The sequence below is a fragment of the Streptomyces laculatispora genome (assembly GCF_017353455.1).
Lineage (GTDB): Bacteria > Actinomycetota > Actinomycetes > Streptomycetales > Streptomycetaceae > Streptomyces > Streptomyces laculatispora.
In genome coordinates, this window is the sequence record NZ_JAFMPZ010000196.1 from 1 (window position 1) to 12,017 (window position 12,017).

At 71.1% G+C, this 12,017-nt stretch carries 15 protein-coding genes; 9 read left to right on the forward strand and 6 right to left on the reverse strand.

Annotated features, from left to right (window positions below):
* The 7 genes from J1C73_RS11535 to J1C73_RS11565 form a co-directional block, all read left to right on the forward strand.
* Positions 1-289: L-rhamnose mutarotase (locus J1C73_RS11535; RefSeq protein ID WP_207316281.1), on the forward strand; the 289-nt coding region annotated here is incomplete at its 5' end.
* Between the two features lies 1 nt (position 290).
* Complete coding sequence (locus J1C73_RS11540) at positions 291-1,148, forward strand: amidohydrolase family protein (RefSeq protein ID WP_207316282.1); 858 nt, start codon at positions 291-293, stop codon at positions 1,146-1,148.
* Between the two features lie 34 nt (positions 1,149-1,182).
* Positions 1,183-2,043 (forward strand): Fpg/Nei family DNA glycosylase, encoded by an 861-nt coding sequence (locus J1C73_RS11545; protein WP_207316283.1) that lies wholly within the window; start codon positions 1,183-1,185, stop codon positions 2,041-2,043.
* 62 nt (positions 2,044-2,105) lie between these two features.
* Positions 2,106-2,858 (forward strand): LytR/AlgR family response regulator transcription factor, encoded by a 753-nt coding sequence (locus J1C73_RS11550; protein ID WP_207316284.1) that lies wholly within the window; start codon positions 2,106-2,108, stop codon positions 2,856-2,858.
* Positions 2,859-2,922: 64 nt separating this feature from the next.
* A complete protein-coding gene (locus J1C73_RS11555) occupies positions 2,923-3,285 on the forward strand; it encodes a hypothetical protein (protein WP_207316285.1) in 363 nt (120 codons plus the stop codon).
* Complete coding sequence (locus J1C73_RS11560) at positions 3,282-4,763, forward strand: sodium/solute symporter (protein ID WP_207316286.1); 1,482 nt, start codon at positions 3,282-3,284, stop codon at positions 4,761-4,763. The genes J1C73_RS11555 and J1C73_RS11560 overlap by 4 nt, the downstream gene beginning before the upstream one ends.
* Positions 4,760-5,950, forward strand: coding sequence for a sensor histidine kinase (locus J1C73_RS11565; RefSeq protein WP_207316287.1), 1,191 nt, complete (start codon positions 4,760-4,762; stop codon positions 5,948-5,950). The genes J1C73_RS11560 and J1C73_RS11565 overlap by 4 nt, the downstream gene beginning before the upstream one ends.
* A gap of 46 nt (positions 5,951-5,996) precedes the next feature.
* On the opposite strand, the gene J1C73_RS11570 is transcribed toward J1C73_RS11565, so the two are convergent.
* On the reverse strand, positions 5,997-6,512 hold the full coding sequence (locus tag J1C73_RS11570) for a hypothetical protein (RefSeq protein ID WP_123464911.1): 516 nt from the start codon (positions 6,510-6,512) through the stop codon (positions 5,997-5,999).
* A gap of 124 nt (positions 6,513-6,636) precedes the next feature.
* Here J1C73_RS11570 and J1C73_RS11575 point away from each other — a divergent pair, with 124 nt between their 5' ends.
* The gene (locus J1C73_RS11575; RefSeq protein WP_207316288.1) at positions 6,637-6,834 is read left to right on the forward strand and encodes a zf-HC2 domain-containing protein; all 198 of its coding nucleotides are present in this window, start codon (positions 6,637-6,639) and stop codon (positions 6,832-6,834) included.
* Here J1C73_RS11575 and J1C73_RS11580 read toward each other — a convergent pair.
* Together J1C73_RS11580 and J1C73_RS11585 are read right to left on the reverse strand one after the other, a co-directional pair.
* Entirely contained in the window at positions 6,768-7,337 is a 570-nt protein-coding gene (locus J1C73_RS11580) for a sigma-70 family RNA polymerase sigma factor (protein ID WP_207316289.1), read from the reverse strand. The genes J1C73_RS11575 and J1C73_RS11580 overlap by 67 nt on opposite strands.
* 355 nt (positions 7,338-7,692) lie before the next feature.
* Entirely contained in the window at positions 7,693-8,154 is a 462-nt protein-coding gene (locus J1C73_RS11585) for a universal stress protein (RefSeq protein ID WP_123464917.1), read from the reverse strand.
* 165 nt (positions 8,155-8,319) lie between these two features.
* Between J1C73_RS11585 and J1C73_RS11590 the strand changes: the two genes are divergently transcribed.
* On the forward strand, positions 8,320-9,162 hold the full coding sequence (locus J1C73_RS11590; RefSeq protein ID WP_207316290.1) for a polysaccharide deacetylase family protein: 843 nt from the start codon (positions 8,320-8,322) through the stop codon (positions 9,160-9,162).
* 51 nt (positions 9,163-9,213) lie between these two features.
* On the opposite strand, the gene J1C73_RS11595 is transcribed toward J1C73_RS11590, so the two are convergent.
* From J1C73_RS11595 to J1C73_RS11605, 3 genes are all read right to left on the reverse strand, one after another.
* Positions 9,214-9,873: a class F sortase gene (locus J1C73_RS11595; RefSeq protein ID WP_207316291.1), complete on the reverse strand. Its 660-nt coding sequence runs from the start codon at positions 9,871-9,873 to the stop codon at positions 9,214-9,216.
* Between the two features lie 469 nt (positions 9,874-10,342).
* Entirely contained in the window at positions 10,343-10,897 is a 555-nt protein-coding gene (locus J1C73_RS11600; protein ID WP_207316292.1) for a hypothetical protein, read from the reverse strand.
* Positions 10,898-11,070: 173 nt separating this feature from the next.
* Positions 11,071-11,838, reverse strand: coding sequence for a bestrophin-like domain (locus J1C73_RS11605; protein ID WP_207316293.1), 768 nt, complete (start codon positions 11,836-11,838; stop codon positions 11,071-11,073).
* Positions 11,839-12,017: the final 179 nt, after the last annotated feature.

The following is a 12,017-nucleotide window of genomic DNA, read 5'->3' on the forward strand; positions in this document are numbered from 1 at the left end:
GGTCCGCGCGGACCGCATAGCTCAGTACGAGGCCGCGCACCGCGAGGTCCCGGCCGAGCTGACCCGTGCGATCCGCGCGGCGGGCGCCACCTCCTGGACGATCTGGCGCAGCGGAACCGAGCTGTTCCACGTCATCGAGTGCGACGACTACGCCCGGCTCCTCGCCGAACTGGAGGAGCTCCCCGTCAACGTCGCCTGGCAGGCCAGGATGGACGAGCTCCTCGACGTCACGCACGACTACTCCTCGGACGGCGCCGAGGCCGGACTCCCCGTCGCCTGGGAGCTGTGAGATGACCGGCGGCCCACGGATCGTCGACGCACACCACCACGTCTGGGATCTCGCGGTACGCGACCAGGAGTGGATTACCGGCGAGGAACTGGCGCCCCTGCGCCGCGACTTCACCCTCGCCGACCTGGAGCCGGAGGCCCGTGCCAACGGAGTGTGCGCCACCGTGCTCGTACAGACCGTAACGGTCGCCGAGGAGACCCCCGAGTTCCTCGCACTCGCCGACGGCAGCGATCTGGTCGCCGGAGTCGTGGGCTGGAGCGACCTCACCGCGCCGGACATCGCCGACACGCTGGCCGCCCTCCGCGAGCTGCCCGGCGGCGACCGGCTCGTCTCGCTGCGCCACCAGGTGCAGAGCGAACCCGACCCCGAATGGCTGCTGCGGGCCGACGTCCTGCGCGGCCTGGCCGCGGTGGACGACGCCGGGCTCGTCTACGACCTGGTGGTCCAGCCGCACCAGCTGCCCGCCGCCGTCAGGGCGGCCGCGCTGCTGCCCGGCCTCACCTTCGTGCTCGACCACGCGGGCAAACCGCCGGTCGCCACCGGGGAACTGCACCCCTGGGCCGACGATCTGCGGGCACTCGCCGCCCTCCCCAACACGGTGTGCAAACTCTCCGGCCTGGTCACCGAGGCCGATGTACGTGCGTGGACCGTCGCCGGCCTGCGCCCGTACGCCGACACCGTCATCGACGCCTTCGGGCCGTCCCGGCTGATGTTCGGCTCGGACTGGCCGGTGTGCCGGCTCGCCGCCACGTACACCGAGGTCGTCGAGGCCGCCCGCACCCTCGTCGACGGCCTCGGGCCCGACGAACGCAACACAGTCCTCGCCACCACCGCCGAGCGCGTGTACGGCCTCCGGTAGGCACCGGGGCGGCGGCTGCGGCAGGCTGGGAGCCATGCCAGAACTGCCGGAAGTCGAAGCCCTGCGGATCTTCCTCGACGACCACCTGGTCGGCAGGGAGATCGACCGCGTACTGCCGCTCGCCATCAGCGTCCTGAAGACGTACGACCCGCCGCTCACCGCCCTGCACGGCGGCACGGTCACCGGCGTCCGGCGGCACGGCAAGTTCCTGGACATCGCCGTCGGCCCCCTGCACCTGGTCACCCATCTCGCACGGGCCGGCTGGCTCCAGTGGAAGGACGCCTTCCCCGCCACCCCGCCGCGCCCCGGCAAGGGGCCCCTGGCGCTGCGCACCGTACTCACCGGCGGCGACGGCTTCGACCTCACGGAGGCCGGCACCACCAAACGCCTCGCCGTCCACCTCGTGCACGACCCGGCCGAGGTGCCCGGCGTGGCCCGCCTCGGGCCCGACCCGCTGGACCCCTCCTTCGACCGTGACACCTTCGCCGCCCTGCTCGACGGGGAACACCGGCAGATCAAGGGGGCACTGCGCGACCAGTCGCTCATCGCCGGCATCGGCAACGCCTACAGCGACGAGATCCTGCACGTCGCGAAGATGTCCCCCTTCAAGCTCACCGCACATCTCACCGACGACGAGATCACCCGGCTGCACACGGCCCTGCGCACCACGCTGGACGACGCCGTCGCCCGCTCCAGCGGACTCGCGGCCGGAAAGCTCAAGGCCGAGAAGCGCAGCGGGATGCGGGTCCACGGACGGACCGGGGAGGCCTGCCCGGTCTGCGGGGACACCGTCCGCGAGGTCTCCTTCAGCGACTCCTCGCTCCAGTACTGCCCGACCTGCCAGACCGGCGGGAAACCACTGGCCGACCGCAGGCTCTCCAAACTGCTCAAGTAGCCCGCCCGGCCGCTGAGCTCCCGCACCGTCCACACCGGCCGGCCGGTCTACACTCCGGCCTCATGCTGCGCGTACTCGCCGTCGACGACGAAGAACCCGCCCTGGAGGAGCTCCTCTACCTCCTGCGCGCCGATCCCCGCATCCGCAGCGCCGAAGGAGCCACCGGGGCCACCGAGGCGCTGCGCCGCATCGGTGGCGCCGTCGAGGCGGGGCCCGAGGACGCCGCCGCCATCGACGTCGTCTTCCTCGACATCCACATGGCCGGGCTCACCGGGCTCGACGTCGCCCAGCTGCTGGCCGGGTTCGCCGCGCCTCCGCTCATCGTCTTCGTCACCGCCCACGAGGACTTCGCCGTGCAGGCCTTCGACCTCAAGGCCGTCGACTACGTCCTGAAACCGGTACGCCGGGAGCGCCTCGCCGAAGCCGTGCGCCGCGTCGCCGAACAGGTCGGCGACCGCTCCGCACCCGTCCACGACACCGCGCAGGACCAGATCCCGGTCGAACTGGGCGGCGTCATCCGCTTCATCCCGATCGACGACATCGCGTACGCCGAGGCCCAGGGCGACTACGCGCGGCTGCACACCGCCACCGGCAGCCACCTGGTCCGGGTCCCCCTGACCACCCTGGAGGAACGCTGGCGGACCCGCGGTTTCGTACGCATCCACCGCCGCCACCTCGTGGCGCTGGGCCGGATCGACGAACTGCGGCTCGACGCCGGCAGCATGAGCGTGCGCATCGGCGCCGCGGAACTCGCCGTCAGCCGTCGCCACACCCGCGCGCTGCGCGATCTGCTGATGCGGCAGGGCGGCCGCTGACCAGCCGCTACCCGCGTTCGAATCCCTTCCCAGCGGGGCCGGGTGCTGCGTACACTCCGGCCCCATGTCCGCAGAGTCAACGCCCCGGCGTGAAGTGGTGACGGGGGAGCCCCGGCGGGTCCGTCCGCTGCCGCGCTACCGCACCCAGTCGGAGATCGACGAACAGACCGCGCTGGGCGGTGCCTACGTACGCTCGTTGATGCGCAGCCAACTGCGCGCGGGGCTCACCGCCTTCACCGCGCTCGCCGTCGTCGCGGGCACCCTGCCGCTGGTCTTCGCGGCGCTGCACAGCGACGCCGTCGTCTGGGCCGTCCTCGGCTTCGCCGCCTATCCGCCGCTCACCCTGATCGCCTGGTGGTACGTGCGCCGGGCCGAGCGCAACGAGCACGACTTCGCCCGGCTCGTGGAAGGCCGCCCCGCACAGTGAGCCGCACGTACGCGGTGGTGGCGGTCGCCGCGGTCGTCTCCGCCACCGTCCTCGTCGGCGGGTTCGGGCTGCGCATCTCCCGCACCACCTCCGACTTCTACGTCGCCTCCCGCACCGTACGGCCACGCCTCAACGCGGCCGCGATCAGCGGCGAGTACCTCTCCGCCGCCTCCTTCCTCGGAATCGCGGGACTGGTGCTGGTGCACGGGCCCGACATGCTCTGGTACCCGGTGGGCTACACCGCCGGCTATCTGGTGCTGCTGGTCTTCGTCGCCGCGCCGCTGCGCCGCTCGGGGGCGTACACACTGCCCGACTTCGCCGAGGGACGGCTCGAATCCCGGCAGGTGCGCCGGCTCGTCAGCGTGCTCGTCGTCGGAGCGGGGTGGCTCTACCTCGTGCCGCAGCTCCAGGGCGCCGGGCTCACCCTGAAGATCCTCACCGGGGCTCCCGGCTGGCTCGGGGACGTGCTCGTCGCCTCCGTGGTCGTCCTGGCCGTCGCCGCGGGCGGGATGCGCTCGATCACCTTCGTCCAGGTCTTCCAGTACTGGCTGAAACTGACCGCACTCCTGGTCCCCGCCATCTTCCTGGTCCTGGCCTGGCAGGGCGACGGACGCCCCCGCGTCACCTTCGACGAGCAGATGTCCGTCTTCCGCGCCGACCACCCGCTGTACGCCACCTACGGGCTCATCGTCGCCACCTTCCTCGGAACCATGGGTCTGCCGCACGTCGTCGTCCGCTTCTACACCAGCCCCAACGGCCGCGACGCCCGCCGCACCACCGTCGCCGTCCTCGCGCTGATCGGGGTCTTCTATCTGCTGCCGCCCGTCTACGGAGCCCTCGGCAGGCTGTACGCCCCCGAGCTGATCCGGGGCGGTGACGCGGACGCCGCCGTGCTGCTGCTGCCCGGCCGGGTCATCGGCGGGCTCGGCGGCGACCTGCTCGGCGCGCTCATCGCGGGCGGGGCCTTCGCCGCGTTCCTGTCCACCGCCTCCGGACTGACCATGGCCGTCGCCGGAGTCATCACCCAGGACGTCCTGCCCTCGCGCGGTGTACGGCACTTCCGGCTGGCCACGGTCCTCGCCATCTCCGTCCCGCTGGCCGGTTCACTGCTGGTCAGCCGGGTGCCGGTCGCCGACTCGGTGGGGATGGCGTTCGCGGTGTCGGCGTCCTCCTTCTGCCCGCTGCTGGTCCTCGGGATCTGGTGGCGCCGGCTCACCCCGCCCGGCGCCGCCGCCGGCCTCCTGCTCGGCGGCGGCTCCGCGCTGCTCTCCGTCGCGATCACCGTCAGCGGCGCGGTGCGCCCGCCCGGCTGGCCGCACGCCCTGCTCGCCTGGCCCGCCGTCTGGTCCGTGCCCGTCGGCTTCCTCGCCATGATCCTGGTCTCGCTCGCCACACAGAACCGGATACCGGCCGGCACCAACGCCGCCATGACCCGCTTCCACCTGCCCGAAGCACTCAGCTCGGGGAGGCACCGGTGACCGGGGCCGGATACGCGGTCATCGTGCTCCTCGGCGTCCTGCTGTTCGGCGCCGGCCTACTGGCCGGACGTCGCACCGCCCGCCCCGTGCGCACCAGCGACGTCGGCACCCCCGTGGAGCACGCCACCTTCGAGACCCTGCACACCGCCTCCCTGGCCGCGCCCCCGCTGCGCGCCGGACTCACCGAGGACAGCGCCCGCAAGTCCGCCCGCCGGCTGCGCTCACTGCTCGGTACCGATGCGCTGTGCCTCACCGACCGTGAGCGGGTCCTGGTCTGGGACGGGGAGGGCGGCCACCACGGCGAACACGTCATGGAACAGGTGGAGGACCTGCTCGCCAGCGGCCGCGACACCGCCTTCCGCAGCGACTGCGACGATCTGGACTGCCCGCTGCGGTGGGCCGTCGCCGTGCCGCTCACCGTCGACCACCGGGTCCTCGGAGCCCTGATCGCCTATGCCCCGCGGGAGTCGGCGGTCCTGGCGAGGGCCGCCGGCGAGGTCGCCCGCTGGGTCTGCGTACAACTGGAACTCGCCGAGCTCGACCGCTCCCGCACCCAGCTCATCGAGGCCGAGATCAGGGCCCTGCGCGCACAGATCTCCCCGCACTTCATCTTCAACTCACTGGCCGCCATCGCCTCGTTCGTCCGCACCGACCCCGAGCAGGCTCGCGAACTCCTCCTGGAATTCGCCGACTTCACCCGCTACTCATTCCGCAGCCACGGCGACTTCACCACCCTCGCCGACGAACTGCACTCCATCGACCAGTACCTCGCCCTGGTCCGGGCCCGCTTCGGCGAACGGCTCTCCGTCACCCTCCAGGTCGCCCCCGAGGTGCTGCCCGTCGCCCTGCCGTTCCTCTGCCTCCAGCCCCTCGTCGAGAACGCGGTCAAGCACGGACTCGAAGGAGCGGTCACCTCCAGCCGCATCACCATCAGCGCCCTGGACGCCGGCTCCGAGGCCGAGGTCGTCATCGAGGACGACGGCATCGGCATGGACCCGGAACGGCTGCGCCACATCCTGCGCGGCGAGGGCGGCAAGTCCACCGGGGTCGGCCTGCTCAACGTGGACGAACGGCTGCGCCAGGTGTACGGGGACGACTACGGGCTCGTCATCGAGACGGGCATCGGCGCCGGAATGCGCATCACGGTGCGGCTGCCGAAGTACCGCGCCGGAGTGCACGGTTCCTGACGCGGCGGACAGTCCCTCCGTACACGGGCACTCAGTGCCCAGGCCCTCAGTACAGATGGATCGAGAGGTGGCCCAGCGGCAGCCCCAGCTGCCAGGCCGGCGTCCACACCTGGGCCGCCGCCCCCTCCGCCTCCGGGTCCTGGGGGCCGTCGGCCGGTTCCCAGGGGAGCGGGCCGATCGCGTCAAGGTCGGCCGCCAGCAGTTCGGTGTCCTCCAGCCACCGCCAGGCCGCCCGGGCCAGCGCGAGGTCCGGGGCGGGGTCACCGGGCGCCGCCTCCAGCGCGTCGAGGCGTGCGCAGACCCAGCCGCGCCACGGGGTCCCGTACGCCGTCAGCAGCCGCAGTTCGTCCACCCGGGTGGCGGGGAGGGCCTCGGCCACCGCACCGTCGGAGAGGAAGACGGTCAGGGCGAGCGCATCGCGCCCCGCCCGGTACTCCAGCGTCGCCGGCTCCATCAGCTCGCCGGTCCGCAGCAGTTCGTCGGCGATGTACTCCGCGTACATCCAGGCCATCGGGATCAGCAGCCCGCCGCCACTGGATCCGTCATGACGTTCCGGACGCATCGCGTCTCGCCTCATTCCGTTCTCGGCACGCCCCCACACGCAGCATTGAACCGGGGGAGCGCGCCCCGCGTGGCCAGAAGGACAGGATCCGTCGGACCGGATCCGTCACAGACATGAGGTTGCGATGACCACCGACCCCGGGAAGGGACCGCACATGAGGCAACTGCTCGGCGCCTACGTGCTGGACGCGCTCCCGGCTCCGGAGGCGCTGGAGGTCTCCCGCCATCTGCAGAACTGCGACCGCTGCGCCGCCGACTACGTGGCGGTGGCGGAGGCCGCGGCCCTGCTGCCACTGCTCAGCGAGGAGGACCTGCTTGAGTAGCCCGGCAGGTTGCGGGAGAGCAGCCTCAGCGCGTAGTAGGAACGGGACTTGACGGTCCCGGCCGGAATCCCGAGCACCTGAGCCGTCTCGCCCACACTCAGCCCGCGGAAGTAGATCTGCACCAGCACCGCCCGGTGCTCCGGGGTCAGGGTGCGCACCGCCTCGCGCACATCGAGCGCGGCGACAGCGGATTCGGCGGTGTCCTCCCCGCACGGGGCGCTCTCCAGCACCGCGTCGCCCACCTCGGCCGGCCGGGCCAGCCGTGACCTGCGGGCGTCGATCGCCAGTCGGCGTCCCACGGTGAACAGCCAGGGCCGCATCGACTCGTACGGGCCGTCGAAGGCCTCCGGGTGCTGCCACGCCCGCACCAGGGTCTCCTGGACCAGATCCTCGGCCCGTTGCCGGTCGCCGAAGGTCAGGCCGAGCAGGAAGTGGAACAGGGCCGGGCCGTGCTCACGCTGCAGATCCGCGAGGGCCCGCTCATCGGTCGTCGTCGTGGTCATGGTGAACGCCCTTCCCCGCGGAGGTCCCTGCCGCCTCGCTGCTGACTGGCGTATAGGAACGCATTCGGGCCTCGGGCAACAGGACAAACGCCGCCCCGTGCGACGAGCGGTCGCACGGGGCGGCGAATGGTGCGGTGAGCGGTCGGGCGGCGTGAGCGTGGGGGTGAGGCGAGCGGGGTGGGGGAGAGCCGGACTAGGGCCTCTCGTTTGGATCATGCCGGGCTCGCGGGTTCCGGCACGCGCACCTGCCGTGTTGTCGTCGGTCGCCCATGCTCCGCATTGACTCCCTCCTCCGCCTTGCATCTGCACGCACCGGACCCCGCTCCCTGATCCAGCCTGATCCAAACGAAAGACCCTAGGGGACGACGGTGACGGGCCAGCGGCCCGCCTTGACCAGACGGACGGCCACCGAGCCGATGAAACGGTGCCCCGCCGACTCCGACGCGCCCACCACCACGGCGTCCGCCTTGAGTTCGTCCGCCGCTGTCACCAACCCGTTGTACGGATCACCGCGGAAGGTGTGGAACTCCCAGCGCACATCCCATATGTCCTTCATCCGCTCGGTCGACTCCCGGATCTCATTCACCAGACCCTCCGCGACCTCTCCGGTCGTATCGCCGACCGGCGCACCGAGCGCGGCACCCGCGGGCAGCACGGGCTGTACATAGACGAGGGCGAGCATGGCCCTCTGCCGACGGGCGAGGCCGGCGGCGTAGGCCGCGGCGCGCATGGAGGATCCCGAACCGTCGAGGCCCGCGACGATTACTTTGGGGCCGTCTGTGCCACGTTCGAACTGGTGAGGCTGCTGGTCTGTCACGGCAGTGAGGCTATCCGCTCCTGCGGGGGCCGCCCGTCCGGGCTTCCGGCCGCCCCGGAGGGAAGACGCCGGTTGCCGCGTACGGGCTCCCCCCATTGGGTGCAAAACCCCGCGCAACCGGTGTCGTTGAGGGGGGTGAGGGCGTGGGCGTGCGAGCAGTTGGTCATGAAAAATGATCAGAGGCTGCCGATGCGCAGGACGCTGCTGAGGCTGGCCGCCGGGTTGGGCGCGGCCTCCGTCGTGCGTCTGATCGCCGCGGAACCCGCAGGCACTCCCTTCCGGCGCCCCGCGGCGCCGTCCGCCGTCGCGGCTGGGCCGCAGGCGGCTCTCCGGACCAAGCCGCTGTCCTATTGTCTGAGGCCCATGACAGCGAACACTCCGCCTCGCTACCGCCCCGCGGCGCCCCCCGTCCGTACCCGGCCGTTCGAGCAGCTGCCCGACATCGGGCGGGCGATGGTGCTGACCTTCGACGACGGCCCGGACCCGCTCTACACCCCGCACATCCTGGACACGCTGTACAAGCACGACGTACGGGCGATGTTCTTCCTCTGCGGGGAGATGGCCAACGACAACCAGGACCTGGTGCGCAGGATCTCCGACGAGGGACACACGGTGGGCAACCACTCGTGGACGCATCCGCTGGTCACCAAGCTCTCCCGGGCGGGCATCACCGACGAACTGGGCCGTACCAGCGAGGTGATCGAGAAGATCACCGGTGCTCCGCCGCTCTGGTACCGGGCCCCCTACGGGGCGTGGAACCGCAACTCCTTCGAGATCGGCGCGGCGATGGGCATGGAGCCGATGGCCTGGACGGTGGACACGCTGGACTGGACGGTTCCCGGCACCGACAGCATCGTCGACCGGGTCAGGGAGGGCGCGGCACCCGGCGTCGTGGTGCTGTCGCACGATGCGGGCGGCAACCGCTCGCAGAGCGTGGCCGCGCTGGGCCGCTATCTGCCGGAGCTGCTGGACGACGGGTACCGGCTCACGGTGCCGCAGCGGCTTTGAGCCGTGCGGCGGACGCTGCCGGGGGACGGGCCCGCCCCCCGGCAGCAGCTGTCAGCGTGTACCGGCCAGCCGGGCGAAGACCACGACGTTGCCGTCGTAGCCGTTGGCCTTCTTGGATCCGCCGCTGCACGAGATGACCCGCAGTTCCGCCTTGCCGGTGTCGCCGTACACCCGGGCGCCGGGGAAGTCGTTCTTCGCGAACACCTCGACACGGTAGACCTCGAACACGGCGACCCGGTCGTCGCTGCGGGAGATCTCGATGCGATTGCCCTTCCTGAGCGAACCCAGGCTGTGGAAGACGGCCGGGCCCGCCAGGTTGTCCACACGGCCGACGACGACCGAGGTGCCCAGCTGCCCGGGCGCGACGCCGTTCCGGTACCAGCCCGCGAGATTGGGGTCCCGCGGAGGCGGTGCCTCGATCCAGCCGTCCGGGTCCAGGTTCACACCGACGACCGGTGCGTCGGCCTTGATCGAGGGGATGGCGACGCGGGCGACGGGGGCGTACGCCAGCGGCTTCACCATCGGCACCGACACTGATGCCGGGGGAGCGTCCTTCTGGTGGCCGACCGAGGTGGCGGCGACCGGCTGCGGCGGTCCGGGCGAGAGGTCCGTGCCGTTCCGCATCAGTGCGAGACCGGTGAGCATCACCAGGGCGAGCGCGCCCCAGGGCGAGTGTCTGATCCGTTCGGGGTGCCAGTTGTCCCGGCCCATGGTTCTCCCTTCGTCGCGACGAGGGGAACGCTAGGCGCGGCGCGGCCGGGCGGCGATCAGGGAAGGGCGAACGGGTGGTGCTCAGGTGGGCGGCGGCATATCGGAGTAGTGATCGGATTGAAGTTCTGACGCTCTGTGACCTGTGGATCCGTCAATTTCACGGGTGCGCGCACGGTGTGTCGGATCACCGGGGTGGAGCTGTGCCGGAATGAGGTGGATCAAGGATCTGGTGAGGGTTCGTCATGTGGAGGCGTTCTCGTCGATCCGTCCCGGGCAACGGGAACGGCAACGGCAACGGCAACGGCAACGGGAACGGCCGCAAACGCGGAGGCGTGTGCGTCATGTGCCGTCGGAGGATGAGCGGTAGGGCGGTCCGACCTGGCAGGCATACCCGTCGGCCCGAGAATCACGTCGCCCCGAGTCCTTGGACAGGACCCGGGGCGACTTTCGTTTCTGCCGACGCTGCCGGTCAGTGTAAACGGTTCTCCTTGCGCCGTCGCGCCACGAAGACGGTGCTGGTCGCGGCGGCCACCGCCAGCGCGGTGCCGCCCACGATCATCGCGGTGTTCGGGCTGTCGATGCTGCCGCCCAGACCACCCTGCAAGCCGGTCGGGGAGGCCGTCGAACCCGTGGTGCTCGTGGAGCTGGTGCCGGGCGTGCTCGTTGCCGCGCTGATCGTGAGAGTCACCTTGGCCGTGAAGCTTGGCGATGTGTTGCAGGTGAACGTCACCTCATAGGCGGCGGCGGGCTTGGCATCCCAGTCGACCGTCGCCCTGGCGGTGCCGTCCCTGGGGATGGTGACGGTGTCGAACACCCCGGAGGACGCCGTGGCCGTCGTCGAGCATCCCTTGGCGGCCAGCGTCACCTGGCCGCCCGGCGCGATCACCGACGGCGTGACGGTGTACCGGCTCCCGCTGTTGGAAGGTCCGCCCGGCACTGCGGCATACGCGGTCACGGCCGGGGCGGTCAGGGCGAGTACTGCGGCGCCGAGCAATGCGACGGGAGCGACACCTATTGCGCGCATGGTGATTCCTCCGGGTCCCCGAGGATCAGTTGTGGAACGGATTTCCACAAAGTGTCAGAAATGCACCTCGATGCCGCCAACGCTAGAAGTGGCGCATTTCGCCCGCGATCGGGATCCGTCCAATGGGGCACCGTTGTCCCCCGAGCGGCGCACGCCCCGGGTCCTGGCCGGTCCTAACCGCCCGACGCGCGGGGGAACAGATCGAGGAACGGCGAGGTGGTGGCCGAGAGGCCCCGGCCGAAGGGCGAGTCGAAGTCCCAGATCAGAAAGAGCAGAAAGGCGATCAGGACACTGAAGAGGCCGGCCAGCAGGAGTTCGCGGAAGGTGCGGCGGATCTGCAGCGTGAAGATCAGCCCCACGGTCACCAGCGCGCCGATGATCAGCCCGAACCAGACGACGCCCGGCATGGTGGCTCCGGCGCTCTGCCCGCGCGCGCTGCGGGCGTCGTCGGCCGCGGCGACCTGGTCGACCAGTGGCTGATACGCCTGCCCCTCATGGTCCGTCTTCGGCTTGTAGTCCGTGACATCTGCGCGCACCCGGTCCAGGAGCTCCGCGCCGCGGTCGCCGAGTGTGCCGTGGTCGATCATGGTCTGCCACTCGTCGTGCACGACATAGCTGACGTAGGCGTCGACATCGGCACGGATGCGGGTGCGCACCTCGGCCGGGTAGACGGACGAGCGCGCGTCGACCTCGTGGAGCGCCTGGGCCTCCTGGCGTACGTACTCCTGGGCGGCGCCGCGGCCCTCCCAGACGCCCGCGATGGCGAGGCCCAGCACGATCGCGTAGACCACGCCGATCATCATCGTCATGTACTCGATGACGTCAGGGGTTTCGGACGGGTCGTCGTCCTCTGGAAGTCGGCGGTTGTTGAGTACGGCGATGGTCAGCACCACGGCGCTGGCCGCGACCATGGCGAAGGTGAGAACAAGCCATTCCGACATGTGGGTCTCCGGAGGTCATCGGGAACGGGGCCGCAGCACGGCGACGGCGAACACCGCGGGGGCTGTGATCATCAAGGTGAGCGTGACCAGGGAGGTATGGCGTTCCAGGGCCTTCCGCACCGGCCTGCGGTAGGCGGGAAGAGCCACCGGCCGGGGCGGAAGGCCCTGGAACGCCATAC